The following is a 21,460-nucleotide window of genomic DNA, read 5'->3' on the forward strand; positions in this document are numbered from 1 at the left end:
ACGTCGAGGGGCCATCGCGCACCCCTGGCCGGCGAAACCATGGCCGGCCGGGCCCGGCGCCGGCGAGTAACAAGGGTCTCAACAACGCGAGGCCGGCGTGGTCGAAACATCCTGATTTTCCGACGTCGGCCCCGACCGCGCGGGTGCCGGCCGACGCCCGCGCGGGCGGGGCCCCGGATCCGGTGCCGCGCTCGGGCGGGCGGGTGACCTCTCTTGACCGCCATCGTGCTGCTTTACTATGTTCCTAGTAAATCAGTAAGGGGTCATCGTGTTCGTCTTCCGGCTCGACACCCGCTCCGGCGTGCCGCCGTACCTGCAACTCGTCCAGCAGGTCCGCCAGGCGGTGCTGCTGGGCTTCCTCCAACCCGGTGACCGCCTCCCGCTCATCCGAGAGGTGGTCGAGGACCTGGCGATCAATCCGAACACCGTCGCCAAGGCGTACCGGCAGATGGAGCAGGAAAACCTGGTCACCGGCCGGCCCGGCCAGGGCACGTTCGTCAACGAACAGCAGTCGGCCGCGATGTCGCCATCGACGTACACGTCGCTGCGCCGCGGCCTGGCGACCTGGCTGCGCCGCGCCTACGACGCCGGCCTCGACGAGCAGGCGGTCAACGCGCTCTTCACCTCCGTGCACCAGCAGACGCGAAACGAGGACGTGGCGTGACAGCGACCGAGTTCGCGCTGCGCACCGACGCTGTGGGCAAGCGGTACCGGAAGGGCTGGGCGCTGCGTGACTGCACACTGGCCCTGCCGGCGGGCGGCGTGATCGCCCTGGTCGGGCCGAACGGCGCGGGCAAGACCACGCTGCTGCGCCTGGTCGTCGGGTTGCTGGCACCGAGCACCGGCACGGTGGAGGTCCTCGGCCACGACGTCACCGCCAGCACCCCGCAAACGCTGTCCCGGGTCGGGTTCCTGGCCCAGGACCACCCGCTGTACAAGCGCTTCACCGTCGCCGAGATGCTCCGCTTCGGCCGGGCCTGCAACCTGCGGTTCGACCAGGGGCTGGCGGAGCGCCGGCTGGCGAAGCTGGGCATCCCGCTCGACCGCAGGGCCGGCACGCTCTCCGGCGGCCAGCAGGCCCAGGTCGCGTTGGCGCTGGCCCTGGCGAAGCGGCCGGACCTGCTCGTCCTCGACGAGCCGGTGGCCAGCCTCGACCCGCTGGCCCGGCACGAGTTCCTTCAGGTCCTCATGGGCGCGGTGGCCGACGGCGAGGTGACCGTCCTGTTCTCCTCCCACGTCGTGCACGAGCTGGAGCGCGTCTGCGACCACCTGGTCGTGCTCAACAACGGCCGGGTCACGCTCACCGGTGACATCGACACCCTCCTCGTCGAGCACCGGCGGCTCGTCGGCCCGCGCACGCCCACCGACCTCGACCGATCCGGCGCCGTCGTGGAGGCCGTCCACAGCGACCGCCACACGAGCCTGCTGGTACGCGACGGCGGGCTCCCGCCCGCGCCCGGGTGGCAGGCCCAGCCGGTCGCGCTGGAGGAGCTGGTGCTGGCGTACCTGCGTCGGCCGTCCGAGCCGAGCACCACCGTCCCGTCCGGGGTGCCGGCATGACGTGGTTGATCTGGCGCCAGCACCGGGCCGAGGTCTGCGTCCTGGGTCTGTTCGTCGGCATGTTCGCCGTCGTCCTGCTCGTGCTCGGGACGCAGGCCCACGACCTGTTCCCCGGCGGTCCCGCCGGGTGCGCGGGAGACGCCGGTGTCAACGAGGCCTGCGCGGCGTCCTTCCGCCGGCTCGACGAGGAGTACGGGTACGTCGAGAACCTCCTGGCGGGCTTCTATCTGGTCCCCGTCGTCATCGGTGCGTTCCTCGGTGCGCCGCTGCTCGCGCGCGAACTGGAGGACGGCACCTGGCAGCTCGCCTGGACGCAGGCCGTCCCGCGGATGCGCTGGTTGGCGACCAAGCTCGCGGCACTCGCCGGCGTCACCGTCGCGCTCACCGGGATGTTCACCGCGGTGCTCACCTGGTTCCGTCAGCCGTTCGACGCCTGGGAGGGACGGTTCCAGTACGACGCCTTCGACCTGGAAGGACTTGTTCCGGTGGCGTACGCGCTGTTCGCGTTCGGCGTCGCCACCGCCGCCGGGGCGATCCTGCGGCGCAGCCTGCCCGCGTTCGGCGTCGCGTTCGGGGCGTTCCTCGCCGCCCGGATGGCGGTGGCGCTGCTGGCCCGTCCCGCGTACGCCACGCCGCTCACCACCACGGAGCCGGTCGGAGTCGGCGGCACGACGGACCAGGCGGGGCGCCGGGCCGTGCCCGGCTTCGCCGACTGGGTGATCGAACGCGGCTACGTGGACGCCAGCGGGCGCAGGCTGAGCGGGACCGAGTACCACGAGCTGGAGGGCGCCGCCAACCGGGCCGGCGAGAACCTCAACCAGTTCCTGCACGCGCGGGGCATCCAGCGATTCGGGGTCTATCACCCGGCCGACCGGTTCTGGACGTTCCAGCTCATCGAGGCGGCGGTGTTCGTCGCCGTCGCGGCGATCCTGATCGGTGTGGTGGTGTGGCGAATACGGCGCCGGCTGATCTAGCGGCACCGCTATGACATAGATGGGATTATATCTCTTGCGTCATCTCAGGTAGGAAGACCGAAGGCACGTCTCGGTGCTGATTCCTGAGAAGGAGCGACAGATGAAACATGCCCTGCACCGCCTACGAACGGGGGCGGTCGCGCTCGCTGCCTGCACACTCGGGCTGAGCCTACTGTCGGTACCCGCCGCCGAGGCGTACTCGGTTGCCCCTCTCGCGCCATCATCCGAGCGGGCACCGGAATCGAACCAGTTCTCGGCAGAGGGTGTGACCACGATCGGCGAACTCCGCACCGTCGGCAGCTCGCTGTCCTACGCCCCCAACGGCGGGACACAGGTCATCCAGCACCCCGGCGCCACCTACATCAAGGTGCACTTCAGCTCACTGCGACTGGCCGAGGGCGACTACGTCACCGTGTCGAGCCGCGACGGCAAGGAGAGCTACCGGTACGACCGCCACCTGAACCGGGCGACCGGTTCGGACTACACCACCGACGGACAGCCGGGCTTCTGGGCGATGTCGGTGGACGGCGACACCGCAGTGGTGACACTGCACAGCAGCCGCCCCGCACGGGGCAGCGCGGCCACCATCGACCGGTTCTGGCGCGGATACGACCGCACCGAGGTCGCCGCGCACAACTTCTCCACCCAGTCCGTGTGCAGCACCGACGCCCGCCGCGACGTGGTGTGCTACCAGAACAGCCACCCCACCGAGTACGCCCGCGGCAGGGCGGTGGCGCGGTTGCTGATCAGCGGCGGTGGAATGTGCACCACCTGGCGGGTCGGCAACACCAACCGGATGCTGACGAACAAGCACTGCTTCTCGACGCAGTCCGCCGTGAGCGGCAGCGAGATGCAGTTCAACTACCAGTGCGCCACCTGTGGCGGTGCCAATCCCAGCGCTGGCACCAAGGTCAGCGGTGCCACCCTCTACAAGGTGAGCAGCGGCGGCTCCAGCCAACTCGACTACACCCTGTTCTCGGTCAACAACTTCGCCGCCATCCAGGGCTTCGGCACGCTGTACCTGGCGACCACCGCCACCAGCAACGGCACCCGGATCTACATCCCCGGGCACGGCGACGGCAGCCCGAAGCGGCTGTCGATCTACGAGGACGCCCAGAACGGCGCGACCTGCGCCGTCCGGAACGCGAACTACAACACCTGGAACATCAGCTACAGCTGTGACACCTCCGGTGGCAACTCAGGTTCACCGGTGCTGAACGCCAGCCACCGCGTGATCGCCCTGCACCACCTCGGCGGTTGTCCGTCGAACCAGGGCGCGAAGGCGCACCTGATCTACAACGAGATCGCCAGCCTCATCGACAACGGCTGAGGGGGTGGGCCGCCGATGCGCGCTCGGCGCCTTGGCGGCCCATCGGCACCCGTGCTGCCGTCCCGCTGGTCGTCGACGACGGCGGCCAGCGGGTCGGGCGCTCGCCGTACCGAGACGCATGCTGGACGGGTCAGCTCAGGCCCTAGCCGAGCAGCGTCGCCGCCGCGGCCACTGTGGCCAGTGACAGCGTCGTGGTCACCAGCACCGCCCGGTTGGTCACCGCCTCGCCGACGCCGTACTCCTGGCTGTAGATGAACGTGTTCTGCGCCGTCGGCAGGCCCGCACACACCACCACGGCGAGCAACTGTGGCGCGGACAGGTGCAGGGCCAGCCCGGTCACGTACGCGACGACCGGCTGTGCGACGAGCTTCAGCACGGTGATCACGGCCAGCTCGGCCAGCCCGGCTGGATCCGCCGGCTCCACCCGCTCCGCCGGCTCCACCCGCTCCGCCGGCTCCACCCGCTCCGCCGGCTCCACCCGCTCCGCCGGCTCTACCCGCTCTGTCGGCTCTACTCGTGTCGGCGCCGGAGCGTGCAGCGACGCGCCGAGCGCGACCAGCGCGGCCGGAACGGCGGCTGCCGAGAGCAGGGTGAGCGACGCGCCGGCCGCCGACGGCAGTCGCAGGCCGGCGGCCGAGCACGCGACGCCGAGCAGCGACGCCAGGATCACCGGGTTACGGATCGGCAGGGAGGCGATACGGCGGACGCGTACCCGCCCGGCCGGGTCGCTGTGCCGGTCCAGGGCGACCAGGATCACGGGCGTCACCACCAGCACCTGCAGCAGCACCACCTCCGCCAGGAACGACACGTTGCCGAGGACCTGCGTGGCGATCGGGATGCCGAGGTTCGCCGAGTTCACGTACCCGGCGGCCATGCCCCAGATCGGCCGTTCGCCGGGCCTGCGACCAAACAGCCAGCTCGCGCCGACCCACCCGAACCCGACGACCGCGACGGTGCTCACTGCGAAGGCGAGCAGCGAGCGGCCGTCGAACACGGACAGCGGCATTCGGGACAGGGCCAGGAACAGGGCGGCCGGCATCGCAAGCTGGAACACGAACCGGCCGAGCACCGACGCCGCCCCCTCGCCCAGCGGGCCCCAACGACAGGCCGCGTAGCCGACCGCGGTGAGAATCCAGATCGGTACGAACGCCGACACCAGGCTCATCCGGGCGTCACCGGTGGGCGGCCGTGGCGAGAATGTCGTCGGGCTGCCGCAGGGGGAGCGCGGTTCCGTCCAGGCCGCCGGACGGCCAAGGGTTGTTCACGTGTACGCCGATCGGGAGGCCACACGTTCAGCCTCGCATCCCGTTCGGACCGGGCAAACATCCCATCCGCGGCTGCGCGGGGCCATCACCAGCGCGTACGTCTGCCGCCGTCCGGTGCCACCCCCGCGTTACGCCCGCAGTTTCCTGGATGCCGTCCGGGCGTGCCGGTGAGAGGGCAGCAGATCGTGGCGGCATTAGGCGGCTGACAACGGTGGCGGCGGCCGGGGCCACGCAATTCCTGCGCCGCTGAATGATGTGAAACCGCAGCCAGTCGGGTGTCACACCACGACCGCCGCTTCGGCACCTTGTCGGGGCGGTGGCACCGCTGTCGGGGTGTCGTGGAGCGGACGCGACAGCACCGGTGGCGGTTGCCCGGTGGCCGTACCGGCCACCGTGTCCCGTGCCGCGCCGCCCGCCCGCACCTCTGGTCGGCAGGTCGCCTCACCACCGGATCCGGCCGGCTGTCAGCGGTGCCGGAGTGGGCCGCCCGGCCCCTAATTACGAAGCCTGCAAGAAGGTGGTGAAGGTGAACTATCGGAGCAACTTCCGGAAGCAAGCGACAGTGGACATGACGCGGCTGTACAGGCCAACGCCATTGTCACTAAGGTGTAATAGCGGCTAGTCTGTGCCGATCAGGCGATCGAACCTCGTCGAAACTTTCGACGAGGCTACCGTTACGGAGAAGCGAAATGACGACCGCAACAAAGAGTCCGGCAGCGGCCGGGCCCCACGGCGGCGAGGTGCCTGGCCGGCTGATCCGAAACCCGGTCCTTCCCGGCTTCAACCCCGACCCGTCGATCTTGCGCGTCGGCACTGACTACTACATCGCCACGTCAACCTTCGAGTGGTACCCGGGCGTCCGGCTGCACCACTCGACCGACCTGGTGCACTGGCGCCCGCTCGGTGGCGTCATCACCGAGCGGCGGCTTCTCGACCTGAGCGGAGCGGGCGACTCCAACGGCGTGTGGGCGCCCGATCTGTCCTATGTGGATGGTGAGTTTCATCTCCTGTACGCCGACGTGGCGAGTTTCGCCAGCGGATACTGGGATCCGCAGAACTATCTGGTGACCGCGAGCGACCTCGCCGGTCCCTGGTCCGACCCGGTCGTGCTGCACGGGCGCGGGTTCGACCCGTCGCTGTTCCACGACGAGGACGGCACCACCTGGATGCTGTCGATGGTCGCCGACTGGCGGCCGGGCCGGGATCGGTTCGCGGGCATTCAGATCCAGCAGTACGACCGCGAGGCCCGTCGCCTGGTCGGCACCGAGCGGACGATCTTCCAGGGAACCACCGCCGGCGTCACCGAGGCACCGCACGTGTACCAGAAGGACGGCTGGTACTACCTGCTGACCGCGGAGGGCGGCACCTCCTGGACGCACCAGGCGACGATGGCTCGCTCCCGTAGCCTGTTCGGGCCGTACGAGGCCCATCCGGACGGCCCGCTGCTCACCTCGCAGGGCCGTCCCGAGCTGGAGCTGCAGAAGTCCGGTCACGGCAGCCTGGTGTCCACGCCGGACGGGCGTTGGTACCTGGCGCACCTGACGGCCCGGCCGTACACCCCCCTCGGCCGGTGCGTGCTCGGCCGGGAGACCGCGATCCAGGAGGTGCACTGGCCGGAGGGGGAGTGGCCGCGCATCGAGGACGGGATACCGGCGGTGCTCGTGCCCGTGCCGGGCGAGGCTGAGCCTGCGGCGGATCTGCCGGAGGAGCGCGACGACTTCACCGAGCCGGTGCTCGGCCCCGAGTGGTCGACGCTGCGCCGTCCCGCCACCGCGGACTGGGTGGATCTCACCTCGCACCCCTCGATCCTGCGGATTCACGGCGGCCAGTCACCGGTCGGCCGGCACCGTCCGAGCCTGGTCGCGCGTCGCGTCACCGCGCAGCAGTGCGAGCTGACGGCCGCCATGCGCTTCGAGCCGGCCAACTACCGCCAGCTCGCCGGCGTCACCGCCTACTACAACACCCGCAACTGGCACTACGCCTACGTGACCGCCGACGACGACGGCCAGCCGGTGCTCGAGGTGATGTCGTGCGACAACGGCCGGCGGGTCATGCACGACGCGTGCCACGTCGACCTGCCGAGCGCGGGCGACATCACGTTGCGGGCCACCTTCGACGGCCCGAGTCTGACCTTCGCCTATCAACTGGCCGGCGAGGCGCGCTGGGTCGAGCTGCCGGCAGAGCTCGACGCCACCATCCTGTCCGACGAGTACGCCGCGACCCTGGTCGATGGTGAGCCGGAGGGCTGGGGCTTCACCGGCGCGTTCGTCGGCCTGTGGGTTCAGGACCTGGGTGCCGAGGGCGTCTACGCGGACTTCGACTGGGCGTCGTACCGCCACTGGTGAGCACCCGCCGACGCGAGCGCGCCCGCCGCGCCCGTCGCCCCGCACAGCCGGGCGTGCGCCGTCCAGCGGTGCCACGCCCGGCTGTCGTTGCGCGACCGACCGGCGGGGCGTCGGTTGGTGCCGACCTCTTGCCTGCTGGCGACGGCGACAGTGGCAACCATCGCTGCCGGCTGCCGGGATTCTGTGCTGAAAAAGGGGTACGGCGCGTGGAAATATAGTCGACGTCCGTCGATCGACTGAACGGGGATCACCGTGACGACACAGTTGTCCAAGGCCACCGCCCTACCGGGTCCGACCGGTCATCCGCTCCTCGGCATGTTGCCGGAACTCCGCCAGGACCTGCTGGGATCGATCCTGAACGGCTTCCACAGGTACGGCGACGTGGTGGCCTACCACGTCGGGCTGCCACGGGGGCCACGCGCCGTCAGCGTCGACGTGGTGAACGTGCACCACCCGGACGGCATCCACCAGGTCCTCACCACGCCCCAGGTCTTCAGCCGTCGCGCGAGCGCGTACGAAATCCTTCGGGAGTTCATCGGTGAGGGCCTGCTGACCAGCGACGGAGACCGCTGGCTGCATCAGCGGCGGACGCTGCAACCGCTGTTCACGCCGCGCCGGGTGGCCCGCTACACCGAGCTGATGGCCGAGGAGGCGGCCCGCGTCGTCGACGACATGGCGGTCACCGCCGGGTCCGTCGTGGACCTCTACCAGGTCATGCAGCGCTACACGATGCGGGTGGTCGGCCGGGCGCTGTTCGGTGACGACATCGACGAGGTCGTTCCCCGGCTACAGGAGCTCATGCCCATCCTTGGCGACCTGGCGCTGGCACGCGCCCTACAGGTCGTCAAGCTGCCGCTGAGCTGGCCGACTCCACGATCGCGCCGGATCACGCAGGTCCGCGCGACCCAGTACGACATCATCGACCGCATCATCGCCGCCCGGCAGCGAACCGGCGGCGAGGAGACCGAGGACATGCTCAGCCGGCTGTTCGCGGCCAAGGATCCGGAGACCGGGCAGACCCTGTCCATGGAGGAGATCCGCGACCAGATGCTCGTGTTCCTGCTCGCCGGGCACGAGACGACCTCGGCCGGGTTGGCCTTCACCATGCATCTGCTGGGTCAGCACCAGGAGGTGCAGGAACGGGTCGCGGCAGCGGCCGGCACCGGCGACCAGGAGCTGGTGCGGGCCGCGATCATGGAAGGCATGCGGCTGTACCCGCCCGTGTACAGCATGGAGCGGATGGCCGAAACCGACGTCGTGGTTTCCGGACACCGCATTCCGGCCAATACCAAGGTGGTGGTCGCCCCCTGGGTCACGCACCGGCATCCGGAATTCTGGCCCGACCCGGAGCGCTTCGCGCCGGACCGGTTCCTCGGGCAGCAGGACCGACCGCGCTACGCCTACTTCCCATTCGGTGGCGGCCCGCGCAGTTGCATCGGCGAACACTTCGCGCTGCTGGAGATGACCGTCCTGCTGAGCGCGTTGCTCACCCGATACCGGGTCGACACGCGTGGCGAGCGGCTGGAGGTCGTACCAATGGTCACGCTGCGTCCGGCCGGCGCGGTCCGGGCCACGCTGACCGTCAGGTGACCTGATGCCCTGGCTGATCCGGACCGGATCAGCCAGGGCGCCGTTCGGTTCCGGGTCCGACTGTCGCTACGTGACCCGCGTCCCGTCACCCGTCGCGACGGGCAGCGGTTCAGCGGCCGGCGTCGCGGCGGCCGCAGGGGCAGCCGCCGGTTTGCGGGGCTTGGCGAACCGGCGCATCATCGGCCGTTCCACGCCGACGTGAAGCAGCGAGGCCAGGCCGAGGGTCACCAGGTAGGCACCGATCATCACGCCGAGCGCGGCGGCGACGCCGAAGCCGTTCGGAGCCATGTTGGCGGCGCCGTACAACACCAGGATGTGCAGGAGGTAGAAGGCGAAGGACGTGTCGCCCAGCCAGCCGGTGACCCGCCCGCGCAGCGGTGAGCGGTGGCCCTCGACGTCCGCCCGGGCCGCAGCGGCCACCAGCAACGCGAGCGGGATGACCATCGCCGCGACGACCGAGTAGAGCAGCGGAACGACCTCGGAGAGGCCGTAGAAGGCCAGCGTGACAAGTGCGGCGCCGGGAAGGCTCAGTCTGATCCACAGCCCCCGCATGACGAGCTGGGCGATGACGATTCCGAGGACGAAGTCCAGCATCCGGATCATCGGAAACTGTTGGACGAACCAGAACTGCGGAAATGCCGCGTCCGCGTAGGTGTACGTCGGCTCGGCCGGAAGAAACGCCAGGGAGAAGGCGGGCGCGACGAGTATCGCGGCGACGATGCCACCCGCGAGCGACCAGAGCCAGGTGGCGTTGAGCCGTCGGATGCCGGCGAGCACCCACGGGAACGACGCGTAGAAGAAGATTTCACAACTCAGCGACCAGCTCGGCGGGTTGACCCCGTTGAAGATGAACTCGTTCGGGATCCAGCTCTGCACCAAGGCCAGGTTCGCCACCGTCGGCCACAGCGGCGCGCCGCCCCGTACCAGGATCAGTAGGAGGATGAACACGGCGCAGACGACCAGGTGGTTCGGCAGGATCCGGGCGGCCCGGCGGCGCCAGAACCGGCGATTCGGCTCGTGGTCGGGAGCCGACCAGGTCAGGACGAAACCGCTGAGGATGAAGAAGAAGCCGAGCGCGGCGGAGCCGGTACGGCTGAGAACGAGGTACCACCAGTCGTCGATCCGCTCGTCGGCGAAGAAGCCGAACAACGTCGTGTGCGAGAAGAAGACAGTGACCGCGGCGAGCCCCCGCAGACCGTTGAGGGTCGGCAGTTGCCGGGCCATCCGTCCCGCCTGCGGGGTCATCGGCGGCCACCTTCCGTCGTTTCGGACATCTCTCGGCGTACCGGCCGGCGTGTCCGGAACGCCTCCTCGGCGATGTCGGCCGCCCGTCGTACGCCGTCCAACTCCGCGATCCGGCGTTTGTAGTGCTGCGCCTTCGCCCGGTAGGCGGGGTCGCCGCTCACCGTGTCGATGGCCGCCCGCAGCCGCGCCGGAGTCACCTTGTGCACCGGGATGAACTCGCCGGCGCCGAGGTACTTGAGTCGGGCGGCCACGCCCGGTTGGTCGTTGCCCACGGGCAGCGCGACCATCGGCACGCCATGGGCGAGCGCTTCCAGTGTGGTGTTGATGCCGGCGTGCGTGATGACGAGAGACGCCCGTGCCAGCAGATCGAGCTGGGGCGCGTACCGGACCACTATCGGGTTTCCGGCAAGGCCGGTCGGGGGTTCGACGTCGGTGCTGCCGAGGGAGATGACCAGTTGCGCGTCGAGCCCGGCACAGGCCGTGGCGATCGCCTCGAATATGTGCGGGAGGCGGTTCTGGAGGGTGCCCATCGACGCGTAGATCAACGGGCGGTCGTCGAGCTGCTCCCACGGGAACGACACCGGCTCGGTGCTGTCCTCGTCGTGGAACGGCCCGGTGTAGTGGAACGAGTCCGGCAGGCGGGTGCGGGGGAAGTCGAAGAACGGCGGTTGTTGGGTGATCTGGGCCAGATCCGAGCCGTCGTTCACACTTTTGATCAGCGGCAGGCCCCACGCGGCACGACGGTCGTTGATCCGTTGCAGCACCGGCCGGATGACCCAGGCGATCACCTGGTCGCCCACCATGTTGCGCACCCGCGCGAGCGGCGAGGGATGGTACGGCCACGCCGTCATGAACGGCGGCACACCGGGTTCGGTGTTCAGCGCCAGCGCGTTGCACACGTTCACGACCGGAATGTCGAGGTGGTCCCCGACGGTGTTGCCGGCGCCGTAGACCTGGTCCACCAGCAGCGCGTCGATGCCGTGCCGCTGCACCAGGACCGGCAGGTCCCGCAGCAGAACCTCGACCTCGCGCACGTACCCCCGGACGATGAAACGCACCGCGGCCAGGCCGGTCAGCCGACCCTGCTCCTCGGAGAAGCGCGCCAGTGAGCCCACCGGAAACTCGCGCTCGCCGATCGGTGCGAAGGCGAACCTGGCCGTGAACGACTTCGTTCCGGCGTCCGGCAGGGAGATCAGGGTGACCCGGTGGCCCCGCCGGAGCAGTTCTCTGCCGAGCGTGGCCATCGGGCTGAGTTGGCCGGTGTAGTCGGGAACCACGAGTCCGATGTGGAACATGGTCGGGGCACTCACGTGTCGCTCCCTCGCTGGGTTCATACCACCGTCGTCAGGCAGGACGGATGTATCGAAAACTCGGCCGGGGTGTATCCGACGATCTCGCCGTCGACCTCGACCGGCAGCGGGCTGTCCGCGTCGACGCACACGGTGCGGACCTCCTGCCGGTGGATCGCCGGATGTCCCGCTGCGGCCCCGCGGAACACCTGCCACATCAGCCCGGCCACGCCGAGGCGGCCGACACCCGACACCCGCACCGCGTCCAGGTAGCCCGCTGGCGGGGGTTGCGTGCGGCCGAAGGTCAGCCCACCGGCGAAGTACGGCACCTTGAGCACGGCGAGATTGCTGATGCTCTGGTGCGACGGTTCGCCGTCGAGTTCCAACCGCACCGCCACCGGCCGCCAGCGGGCCAGCGTCCGGATGCTCGACGCCGTCTCGGCGAGCTGGAGGTTGAGTCGCTTGAGCACCCGGTTGACAGGTGTCTTCTCGGTGAACCGCTGGCCGATCACGCTGATCAGCCCGACCGTGCAGCTGACCAGGAAGTACCGCTGGTCCCGGGTGCCGTCGGGCCGGGTGAAGGTCACCGTTCCGACGTCGGTCTCCCGGTCGCGGGTGCGGTCGAGCAGGTCACCGAGGTCGGTGACCGGCCGCAGGCCACGAGCGAAGTCGTTGCAGGTGCCAGCCGGCACGTACGCCAGCCGCACCTTCTCCCCGCCCGCCTCCAGCACCCCGTTGGCCACCTCGGACAGCGTGCCGTCGCCGCCGATCGCCACCACTGTGGCGTACCCGTCCTCGACCGCCTGCCGCCCGAGGGCGATGCCGTGCCCGGGATAGCGCGTGGACCAGCACCGCGCCTCGGGCAGTTCCGTGGCGATCCGCCGCATGATGGTGTCCCTGCGCTGGACACCGGACGCGGGGTTGGTGATGCAGACGACCGGGTCGTTCTCATCGGCTGCCATGCGCCTGCTCCAATTCCAGTTCCGCCATGGCGAGGCTCAGCGCCTCCTCGAAGCCGTACCGGGGTGAATAGCCGATCGACCGGATCCGGCCGACGTCGTACCGCATGCCTCCGGCGACGGACCGAACCGCGTAACGGGTGAGCAGCGGCCGGCCGGATCTGATGCCGATGCCGGCCATCCCGGCGAGTTCGGACACGGCCCCCGCGGCCAGGGCAGCGCCGAAGGGGACCGAGGTGGTCGGCGGCCGTGCCCCGATCCGTTCGGCCACCGAGGCGAACAGCTGCCCCAACGTCAGGCCGTACGAGTCACCGACGATGAACCGGCCGCCGGCGCAGCTGGCAGTGGTGCCGGCCAGCACGATCGCGTCGGCCAGGTTCGCGCTGTACGTCAACTCGATCGGCGGTAGCCCACGGTCGAACTGGACGAGCTGGTTGGCGCGCAGCCCGCGCACGAGCTCGGGCAGGAAGGTGCGGTCGCCGGGGCCGAAGACCCAGGCGGGGTACACCACAGTGACATCGAGACCATTCCCGTGGTACGACCACGCCAGGTCTTCGCCGGCAGCTTTCGACAGCGGGTACGGGTAGCGCGGCACCCGCCGTGGCGACGCCTCGTCGATGACCTTCCTGGCGTGGAAACCGAAGACGTCGACGGTGCTCAGGTAGACGAATCGGGAGACGCCGCAGCGCCGCGCCTCGTCCAGCACCGCCCGGGTGCCGTCCCGGTTCACCTGCCAGATGCGTGGGCCGGGTCGCCAGTCGGTCAGATCGGCGGCCGCGTGCACCACCAGGTCGACGTCCGTGCAGGAGCCGCGCAGCGACTCCGGGTCGGTCAGGTCACCACGGTGGGCCGAGTACGTCGCGTCGTCCGGCGCGGGTGCCCGCACCAGCCCGCGTACCGACCAGCCCTGTTCCCGCAGGGCTGCGGCGACCGCGCGGCCGACGCAGCCGGTGACGCCGGTCACCAGAGCGAGACCCGACCCCATCACGAACCCTCCGCCAGCAGGGCCCGCAGGTCGGTGAGCAGCGACCCGGCCGGGTCGAGTGCGCGCATGCGCGTCAGCAGGTTTCGCAGTTCACGGCGCTGGCCTGACTCGTCGACCATCAGCAGCTCCGGACCGGCGACGAGGTGTCCGACATGAAACGGACGCAGTCCCTGTTGCGTGAGCGCCTGGGAGCACGCCTGGGCGTCGGCGGGATCGATCGCGTACAGCAGCTCGAACTCACCCCACTCGGCGGCAGCCGAACACCACCGGGGGAGGCCCGCCGAGTCGGCGACGGCGGAGACGATCGGCGCGTACACCTCGTCGTGCAGCATCACCTCGGCCCCCAGCCCGTTGACCTCGGCGAGGCTGACCGCCGCGCTCAACAGACCGTCGCTGGTGTCGATGCACGCCCGGGCGTAGCGGCGCAGCGGTTCGCACGCGGTCACCCGCGCCTCAGGTAGCCACGGTTCGCCCGCGCCCGTACCGCCCAGTGCCAGCGCGCGGAACCCGACCGCGTTGCCGGCTCCGATCGGGCCGGTCACGTACAGCGCGTCGCCGGGCCGGGCACCCATCCGGTTCAGGATGGATTCGCGAGGGACGGTTCCCAGGGCGCACGAGGTGAAGCTCTCCTCGTTGGCCCAGTTGGTGTCGCCACCCACGATGTGACAGCCGTACCGCTCGGCGGCCTCGGATGCGCCGCGCCCGAATTCACGGGCCTCCTCGAGGGTCCAGCTGTCCGGGCGCAGCGAGCAGGAGATCAGCACGGCGACCGGGTCGGCGGCCACCGCGGCGAGGTCGCTCACGCTGACGGTGGTGGTCAACCAGCCCTTCGCGTACGGCGTGGTGGCGGTGGCCAGTTCGGCTCCGTCGTTCAAGGTGTCGACGGTGACCGCCAGGAGCCCGGCGGCGCCCAGGTCGAGGAGTTCGGCGTCGGCCTCGAAGGCGTTGTTGAGTTGCCGTGGCGACCGGGTCATGCGCTCGCGGATCGCCATGATCAGGCTGCTCTCGGCCGCGCTCAGCGGCAACCGTTCGCGGGCGGTGGAGGTCATGTCACGCCTGCCGGGAGGACTGGGTCGCCCGCAGCGTCAGCTCCAGGTAGACCATCATCGGAACGCCGACGATGAGGAAGAGCGTCGGTCGGTGCAGCGCGCCGAGCGACAGGAAGAACAGTGTGGTCGCCCTGATGAACCAGACCAGTGCCTCGTACGCCCGGGTCTCTGGCGCCCGGTTGATTGTCACGAGGCTCTGCGTGAACCCGAGCGCGGACGCGATGAGCAGCACCCAGCAGACGATCTCGGCGTAGGCACTCGCGCTGTCGGCCTCCGCCACGGCGGCGGTGCCCGCCGCTATCACCGCCACGACCGGAAATATCACGGCAATCCGGCTGGAGGCCCTGGTGCCGATGGCCACCGGCAGCGTGCGGTAGCCGGCGACCCGGTCGCCCTCGATGTCCTTGAAGTACCCGACGAGGCAGAAGCCGCTGAACGTGACAGCGACCAGTGCCGTCTGGAACCACGTCACCGCCGGGATCTCGAGCCATCCCGCGTCGGGTCGGACGGCCACGGCGCCGAGCACCGTGAACAGCGCCATGTCGACGCCGTTGACGAGATTGCCCAGCATGGGGATGCGCTTGGTCCACGAGTAGACCAGGTGCCCGCCGATCGCGATGACGCTCCACAGCGCCAGCGTCGGTGCGACCACGATCGCCACCACCATCAGCGCAGCGGACAGCGTGAGCGTCAACGCCAAGCCGATGTGGGGGTTGATCAGCCCGGTGACGAACGGACGGTCCGGAGCGTTGACCGCGTCGGCCTCGCGGTCGAACCAGTCGTTGATGACCACGCCGACGCCGTATCCCAGGGTGCAGAACAGCAGCCCGATCACGATGCTCGCGGCGTTGGCCCCGGCCGGCGGTGCGGTCATGCCGACCAGACCTGCCGACAGCGAGAAGGGCACGAAGTGCAGGCGCCACATCCGCGCCCAGGCAACCACCAGGTCCCAGGTCCTGACTGCGGGTTCGAGCTGGTTGACGGTCATTGGTCCTCCACTGACATCAGGTCGCCGACCTCGGCGAACGCGGCGACGACGCGCTTGAGCTGCTCCGGTGTGTGCGTGGTGGAGAAGCTCGCTCGCAGCCGGGGCGAGGCGGCCGGGGGGATGACCGCGTTGACGTAGACGCCCCGGTCCAGCAGGTTGCGCCACGCGAGCAGGGTCTGCGGTACGCCGTCGAGCCGTACCGACACGATCGGCGTTTCGCTCGGGACCGGGTCGTAGCCAAGGGCCATCAGCTCGCGACGCACGTACGACGCGTTCTCCACCGCCTGCTGGCACAGCCCCGGCTCCGCCTTCAGGATGCGCAGCGCGGCGTACGCGGCGGCCAGGCTGGCCGGCGGGGCGGACGCGCTGAAGATGAGGCTGCGCGCGTGGTGGCGCAGGTACTCGATCACATCCGCCGGGCCGGCCACGGCACCGCCGATCGACGCCAGCGACTTGCTGAAGGTGACGGTGATGAGGTCGACCTGGTCGGTGACGCCGAAGTGCGCGCTGGTGCCCCGGCCGTCGGCCAGTACGCCGATGCCGTGTGCGTCGTCGACGAGCAGGCGGGCCCCGTACTGCCGGCACAGCCGTACGACCTCGGTCAACGGGCACAGGTCGCCGGCCATCGAGTACACCCCGTCCACGACGACCAGCCGGCCGGCGTCCGAGGGGCTGGCTGCCAACTGCCGCTCCAGGTCGTCCATGTCGTTGTGGGCGAACCGTCGCGTCTTGGCCCGGCTCATGCCGCAGCCGTCGTAGACCGAGGCGTGCGCCTCACGGTCGAGGATGACCACGTCGTGACGCGACAGCAGGGATGCGATGACGCCGACGTTCGCCTGGTAGCCGGTCGGAAACACCAGTGCCGCCGGCATACCGAGGAAGTCGGCCAGCTCCTGCTCCAGTGCGTCGTGCAGCGGCGTGTTGCCGTTGAGCAGGCGCGAGCCCGTGCGCGATGTGCCGTACTCCTCGATCGCCGCCTGCGCCGCGGCCTTCACGCGCGGGTCGGAGGTCAGCCCGAGGTAGTTGTTCGAGCCGCACATGAGGATGTCGCCGTCGAGTGTCTGCGCGACTGTCGCGTCGTGCCCCTCGAAGGGAATGAAGTACGGGTAAACGTTGGCTGCGCGAGCCTCCTGGCTCTCGGTGTATGACTGGCAGCGACCGAAGATATCCACTGTCACCACGGTTCGCGAAACCCCTCTCATCTGGTGCCCCGTGTGCATCGGGCCGTTCAACGGACCTGCTGCTCCAGTAGTCGGCACAATCGCTCCGGACAGTGGCGCGCCGGCGATCGGGATCGGCCAGCACGTAGCCACTGTGCGGAGGGAGGTGGCCGGTCGTCTCACACCCGCTGGTGCCGCCGGCTCGCAGGCTGAGCCAGCGCGGGGACGCCGCGGCGCGGCTCGGTGAACCGCAGCGCGAGGGCGTTCCTCGTCCCCGGCGGAGTGAGGGCGACGTGTGTGCAGAAGACGGTCGAAGGTGCTGCTGATGCGCCTGGCCCGGCCGGCCGGCCCGACGAGCGACGGAACCGACGCGGGCTCCCGGCCTTGGACACGCCGCCGGGTGCGATGCCGGCGGCGTTGCTGGTATCGCCGTCCGACCGCCGTGAAGGCGGGAATGCCTGCCGGGCCGTCGCGGCCTGCAGTGCGGTCCGAGGCTGGCGCGCACCAGCCGACATCACGCCAATAGGCTCGTGAAGGTCGGCACTGGCCTTGTCATCGTGTTTCGCCGCATTCCTCTGGCGCAGTGGCAAGAATCCAGGGATGTGGCGCTATGGCAGCGCAGGAAAAGTGGTATTGCAGCGGCAGCGCATAGTTCATTACTCCCCCCGATCCGCTGGCTGCATTCACCAGCGGCGATCGCTTGACGATCTCTCTGGAGCAGGATGCTACGCCGGATCCGCAGCGCACGTCCAGCCCAATGTGGTCGTCGGATCCGCCCGGACACCGCGCCTCAGCTGCCTTGCGGGAGTATTGCGCCAGGTGACAAGCGAGTGGGCGGGATCGAGCGCCATCTCCGCCCGTTGGGCAAGATCAACGAATAGGCGTCAGTGAAAGTGGCGGCCCACCGCGAGGCGTCGCCGCTGTGCGCCAGTGTCGCTGCGGATCGACGGTTACTACGGGTAGTCGCTGGCGGCGACCGGCTGCCGTGGGTCGTCGAATCCGGCATGGACGGCATTGAGCTGGTTCGCTTGCTTCCTGACCTGGTCGGGGCGGTCGCGACGGCTCCTGTTTGCCCTATTTGGCCGTCATGCGATGGCGGCGAATCTCCGCATGGATGTGGATAATGATTGATCGTGGCGCATCGCAGCAGACTCTCGACGATCCTGATTGACGTACCCCGAGGTGAGGCACCGGCAGCTGCCGCCTTCTGGTCGGAGGCCCTCGGCGTGCCTGCCCGTACGGTCCCCGACGAGCAGCAGTTCACCTCCCTGCACGGCGCACTGCCCGGGCTGGTGCTGGCGGTGCAGGCAGTGGATGACCAGGCTCGCTACCACGTCGACATCGAGACCGACGACGTCGAGGCGGAGGCCCGCCGACTGATCGCCCACGGCGCCGTCGAGGTCGGTCGCTGGCTGGAGTGCGTAACCCTGCGGGCCCCGGGTGGCCATCTCGTCTGCGTAATTCCGTGTCACACCGATCCGGAGACCTTCGAGTCTCTTTCCCAGGCGTGGGAGTAGGCGCGGACCACGATTTTATCGCGGCGTCGTTAATGCACAGCACCGTGAGGTCCGGGCCGAGCGAAGGAACTGTTCTGCGCATTTCTCGGCGGGCGGCCACCTGAACCGACGCGGCCCACCTCTCGTGCTGTTCGTAACAGTCGCAGGGATCTGATTCCGCCGCGAATCTGCTGGGGGAATCGCCATCCACCTGGTGGGCCCGCTGCGGTTTGGGGGAGTAGGTAGGCGACGGTCGCCGTCATTTCGTCAATACCTCCGACGCAACCGATCGACGTCGCCCATTAATGCGTTCCGGGCGTGTGCCACGCGAAGGCGCTGGTCATTTTGGCACCACTGCGCTCCTCGTCAGGCCGCGTCGTCCCACGTCGTGGGCCAGCTGATGAGTGAATACCTCCCGCCCGGGAGTCGTCACCCGGTGCGCGATCAAGCGGTGGAAGCCCATTGCGGCGACGATCGAGGAGATGGTGACGACGCGTCCCCGCTCGATCATCGCCAGGGACGACCTGTCCGCCACATATTCACCGCCAGCCGCCGGGCACGTCCGCCAGGGTCGTGATTACCGGCCGGGTCGCTGCCGCTCCGGGTGTGCCCCGCCCGGGATCTTCAGAACAGCGAGAAAGGCGTTTACCGCGGGGGTCCGGCCCAGGCGACTCCAGACGAGGTGCTCGACCCGGGCCGGCGCGTCGGCGACCGCAATGGTGGTCACCCCATTGAGTCGTGGCACGTAGGCGGAGGGGAGCATGGCGACGCCGAGACCGGCAGCGACGAGGTCGGCCATCAGGTCGGCGGCGGTCACTTCGAACGCGACGTCGCGGGCGAGGCCGGCGGCGGAGAACGCCTGATCGGTCTGGGCCCGCCCGGCGCTGCCCACCGGAAAGTCGACGAAGACCTCGGCGGCGAGCCGGTCGAGGTCGACTGCCGGTTCCTCCGCGAGCGGATGGTCCGGGGCGACCACGGCGACGAGCCGGTCCCGGGCCAATTCGTGCACGTCGACGCCCTTTGGTTGCACCGTTTCCGGCAGCCCCAGGAACGCCACGTCGATGACGCCCTGCCTGACCTGCTCCACGAGTGCGTCGCTCCCGCCGACACGGAGGCCGACGCGAACGTACGGGTACCGCTGGCGGAACGCGCGGAGGGTGGCCGGAATGTCGACGGCCGCAACCGTGGGGATCAGACCCACCCTCAGTCGTCCCCGTACCTCTCCCACCGCCGCCGCGACCTCGGCGGCCGCGCGTTCGGCGGCGTCCAGACACTGGCGGGCGGCGGGGAGGAACGCCGCGCCCGCCGGGGTCAGCCGCACTCGGCGGCTGGTCCGCTCGAAGAGCCGCGCACCGAGTTCCCGTTCCAGCCGCGCGATCTGGTGACTCAACGCGGACTGGACGACCAGGCACCGTTCGGCGGCCCTGGTGAAACTGCTCGTCTCGGCCACGGCGAGGACGTAGCGCAGTTGGTGAAGCTCCACCGATCCATCTTCTCTGTAGATCGGTCGGATGACAAACATGCATTGGACTCATCAATGAGCGCGCGACGAGACTTTCTGACATGACACGTTCCGGAGCGCAGAGACCCGTCGGCGGAGCCGGCTTCTCCAGCAACCTGCCGCGTACCGCACTGACCGCGCTCGCTCCGCTGGCCTGGGGCACCACCTACGTCGTCACCACCGAGCTTCTTCCGCCCGGCCACCCGTTGTTCGCCGGACTCCTGCGCGCGTTGCCCGCCGGACTGGTGGCGCTGGCGTTCACCCGTACGCTGCCGAGCGGCGCGTGGTGGGGGAAAGCGGCGACGCTCGGCATACTGAACATCGGGCTCTTCTTCCCGCTGCTCTTCGTCGCGGCCGAGCGGCTGCCGGGAGGCGTCGCGGCGACCCTGGGGGCGGTGCAGCCGCTCGTCGTCGCCGTCCTGGCCGCGACGCTCCTGCGGGAGGGGTTCTCCGCCTGGCGCGCCGTCTGGGGCGTCACCGGGGTGCTGGGCGTCGGTCTGGTGGTGATCGGACCGAATGCCACGTTCGACGCCGTGGGGATCGTGGCCGGCCTCCTCGGCGCGGCCACGATGGCGCTCGGGGTGACCCTCACCAAGCGTTGGCAACGTCCCGCCGGGGTGAGCCCGATGGCCTTCGCCGGTTGGCAGCTCAGCGCGGGCGGTCTCTTCCTGGTGCCCGTCACCTTCCTCGTCGAAGGACCACCACCAGCGATCGACCCGCCCGCTGTTCTCGGCTACCTCTGGCTGGGCCTGGTCGGCGGCCTGTGCGCGTATGTGCTGTGGTTCCGTGGCGTCATCGCGCTGCCGGTGACCTCCGTCGCCGTCCTCGGTCTGCTGTCGCCGCTGGTCGCCGCGCTGCTCGGTGCCGTCCTGCTCGATCAGACGCTCGGCCCGATCGAGCTTCTCGGCTTCGGGCTCGCACTGGCCGCAATCGTCGCGGGGCAGCTACCCGCGCCGACCCGCCCGCGCCACCCGGGCGCCCAACTCGTACCGGAAGGGGCAACTCGATGAAGATCGCCGTGGTCGGAGCCGCCGGAATGGTCGGTTCGCGCGTCGTCGACGAGGCCGCACGCAGGGGACACGACCCGATCGCCATCGTCCGAAGGCGGAGGCCGGCGGCACTGCCGCGCGGCGTGACCGCCGTCGCCGGCGACACTGACGATCCCGGGCGGCTCAGCCGCCTCTTCGACGGCACGGACGCGATAGTGGCGGCGATCCGTCCCGCCCCCGGGTACGAACACACCGTCGCCGCGACCACCACGACGCTGCTCGACGCGGCCGAGGCGGCCCGGACGCGCATCGTCGTCGTCGGCGGTGCCGCCCCGCTGCGGACCCCCGGGCATCCCGACCGCCTCGTCCTCGACAGCCCGGAGTACGTGCCGCGGGCCTGGCGAAGCATCGCCGCCGCCAGCATCGCGCAACTCGACGCCTGCCGGGCGCACCGGGCCGACTGGGTCTACCTGAGCCCGCCCGCCATCCTCGAACCCGGAACCCGCACCGGTACGTACCGACGGGGCACCGCGACGCTCATCACCGGTGCCGACGGCGCGTCCCGAATCTCGGCGGAGGACCTTGCCGTCGCCGTCCTCGACGAACTCGAGAGCCCGGGCGGGGACAAACACTTCACCGTGGGATGAGTTCCCCGTACGGGCGCGGACCGGCCGCCATGGCGATCATCCCCATCTATCGCTACGATCCGACATCGACATGTCACCGAGCGTTGAT

At 69.8% G+C, this 21,460-nt stretch carries 18 protein-coding genes; 9 read left to right on the forward strand and 9 right to left on the reverse strand.

Features of this window, described 5'->3' with window-relative positions; all coding sequences use genetic code 11:
• Positions 1–268 precede the first annotated feature (268 nt).
• From AB0C03_RS17590 to AB0C03_RS17605, 4 genes are all read left to right on the forward strand, one after another.
• Positions 269–664 carry a GntR family transcriptional regulator gene (locus AB0C03_RS17590; RefSeq protein ID WP_030328446.1) on the forward strand — a complete coding sequence of 132 codons (396 nt, stop codon included), beginning with the start codon at positions 269–271 and terminating at the stop codon, positions 662–664.
• Positions 661–1,560 carry an ABC transporter ATP-binding protein gene (locus AB0C03_RS17595; protein ID WP_030328444.1) on the forward strand — a complete coding sequence of 300 codons (900 nt, stop codon included), beginning with the start codon at positions 661–663 and terminating at the stop codon, positions 1,558–1,560. Before AB0C03_RS17590 ends, AB0C03_RS17595 begins: the two co-directional genes overlap by 4 nt.
• Positions 1,557–2,534, forward strand: coding sequence for an ABC-2 membrane transporter-related protein (locus tag AB0C03_RS17600; protein ID WP_030328441.1), 978 nt, complete (start codon positions 1,557–1,559; stop codon positions 2,532–2,534). The genes AB0C03_RS17595 and AB0C03_RS17600 overlap by 4 nt, the downstream gene beginning before the upstream one ends.
• A gap of 265 nt (positions 2,535–2,799) precedes the next feature.
• Positions 2,800–3,864 (forward strand): trypsin-like serine peptidase, encoded by a 1,065-nt coding sequence (locus AB0C03_RS17605; protein WP_245233513.1) that lies wholly within the window; start codon positions 2,800–2,802, stop codon positions 3,862–3,864.
• 142 nt (positions 3,865–4,006) lie between these two features.
• Here the strand turns inward: AB0C03_RS17605 and AB0C03_RS17610 are convergent, their stop codons facing one another.
• Complete coding sequence (locus AB0C03_RS17610; protein ID WP_357637796.1) at positions 4,007–5,029, reverse strand: AEC family transporter; 1,023 nt, start codon at positions 5,027–5,029, stop codon at positions 4,007–4,009.
• A gap of 789 nt (positions 5,030–5,818) precedes the next feature.
• On the opposite strand from AB0C03_RS17610, the gene AB0C03_RS17615 reads away from it, so the two are divergent.
• Both AB0C03_RS17615 and AB0C03_RS17620 read left to right on the forward strand, forming a co-directional pair.
• Positions 5,819–7,474 (forward strand): glycoside hydrolase family 43 protein, encoded by a 1,656-nt coding sequence (locus AB0C03_RS17615; protein ID WP_036410737.1) that lies wholly within the window; start codon positions 5,819–5,821, stop codon positions 7,472–7,474.
• A 252-nt stretch (positions 7,475–7,726) separates the two neighbouring features.
• On the forward strand, positions 7,727–9,064 hold the full coding sequence (locus tag AB0C03_RS17620) for a cytochrome P450 (RefSeq protein ID WP_051708158.1): 1,338 nt from the start codon (positions 7,727–7,729) through the stop codon (positions 9,062–9,064).
• A 66-nt stretch (positions 9,065–9,130) separates the two neighbouring features.
• Here the strand turns inward: AB0C03_RS17620 and AB0C03_RS17625 are convergent, their stop codons facing one another.
• From AB0C03_RS17625 to AB0C03_RS17655, 7 genes are read right to left on the reverse strand one after another with little or no spacing between them, the layout of a single operon-like run.
• Positions 9,131–10,309: an acyltransferase family protein gene (locus AB0C03_RS17625; RefSeq protein WP_051708157.1), complete on the reverse strand. Its 1,179-nt coding sequence runs from the start codon at positions 10,307–10,309 to the stop codon at positions 9,131–9,133.
• A complete protein-coding gene (locus AB0C03_RS17630; RefSeq protein WP_357637802.1) occupies positions 10,306–11,619 on the reverse strand; it encodes a glycosyltransferase in 1,314 nt (437 codons plus the stop codon). The genes AB0C03_RS17625 and AB0C03_RS17630 overlap by 4 nt, the downstream gene beginning before the upstream one ends.
• 20 nt (positions 11,620–11,639) lie before the next feature.
• Entirely contained in the window at positions 11,640–12,560 is a 921-nt protein-coding gene (locus AB0C03_RS17635; protein ID WP_030328433.1) for a diacylglycerol/lipid kinase family protein, read from the reverse strand.
• Complete coding sequence (locus AB0C03_RS17640; RefSeq protein ID WP_030328432.1) at positions 12,547–13,542, reverse strand: NAD-dependent epimerase/dehydratase family protein; 996 nt, start codon at positions 13,540–13,542, stop codon at positions 12,547–12,549. The genes AB0C03_RS17635 and AB0C03_RS17640 overlap by 14 nt, the downstream gene beginning before the upstream one ends.
• Positions 13,542–14,591 carry a thiamine-phosphate kinase gene (locus AB0C03_RS17645; RefSeq protein WP_030328431.1) on the reverse strand — a complete coding sequence of 350 codons (1,050 nt, stop codon included), beginning with the start codon at positions 14,589–14,591 and terminating at the stop codon, positions 13,542–13,544. Before AB0C03_RS17645 ends, AB0C03_RS17640 begins: the two co-directional genes overlap by 1 nt.
• A 1-nt stretch (position 14,592) precedes the next feature.
• Positions 14,593–15,579 (reverse strand): UbiA prenyltransferase family protein, encoded by a 987-nt coding sequence (locus AB0C03_RS17650; RefSeq protein ID WP_030328430.1) that lies wholly within the window; start codon positions 15,577–15,579, stop codon positions 14,593–14,595.
• A complete protein-coding gene (locus AB0C03_RS17655) occupies positions 15,576–16,751 on the reverse strand; it encodes an aminotransferase class I/II-fold pyridoxal phosphate-dependent enzyme (protein ID WP_030328429.1) in 1,176 nt (391 codons plus the stop codon). The genes AB0C03_RS17650 and AB0C03_RS17655 overlap by 4 nt, the downstream gene beginning before the upstream one ends.
• Before the next feature lie 1,121 nt (positions 16,752–17,872).
• Between AB0C03_RS17655 and AB0C03_RS17660 the strand changes: the two genes are divergently transcribed.
• Positions 17,873–18,256 (forward strand): VOC family protein, encoded by a 384-nt coding sequence (locus AB0C03_RS17660; RefSeq protein WP_030328428.1) that lies wholly within the window; start codon positions 17,873–17,875, stop codon positions 18,254–18,256.
• A gap of 556 nt (positions 18,257–18,812) precedes the next feature.
• Here the strand turns inward: AB0C03_RS17660 and AB0C03_RS17665 are convergent.
• Entirely contained in the window at positions 18,813–19,718 is a 906-nt protein-coding gene (locus AB0C03_RS17665; RefSeq protein WP_051708156.1) for a LysR family transcriptional regulator, read from the reverse strand.
• An 80-nt stretch (positions 19,719–19,798) separates the two neighbouring features.
• Between AB0C03_RS17665 and AB0C03_RS17670 the strand changes: the two genes are divergently transcribed.
• Together AB0C03_RS17670 and AB0C03_RS17675 are read left to right on the forward strand one after the other, a co-directional pair.
• Complete coding sequence (locus tag AB0C03_RS17670; protein ID WP_357637809.1) at positions 19,799–20,746, forward strand: EamA family transporter; 948 nt, start codon at positions 19,799–19,801, stop codon at positions 20,744–20,746.
• Complete coding sequence (locus tag AB0C03_RS17675; RefSeq protein ID WP_210865236.1) at positions 20,743–21,372, forward strand: NAD(P)-dependent oxidoreductase; 630 nt, start codon at positions 20,743–20,745, stop codon at positions 21,370–21,372. Before AB0C03_RS17670 ends, AB0C03_RS17675 begins: the two co-directional genes overlap by 4 nt.
• Positions 21,373–21,460 lie beyond the last annotated feature (88 nt).

Origin of the sequence: Micromonospora parva (assembly GCF_040649675.1) — a bacterium.
In the GTDB taxonomy this organism is placed as follows: Bacteria; Actinomycetota; Actinomycetes; order Mycobacteriales; family Micromonosporaceae; genus Micromonospora; species Micromonospora parva.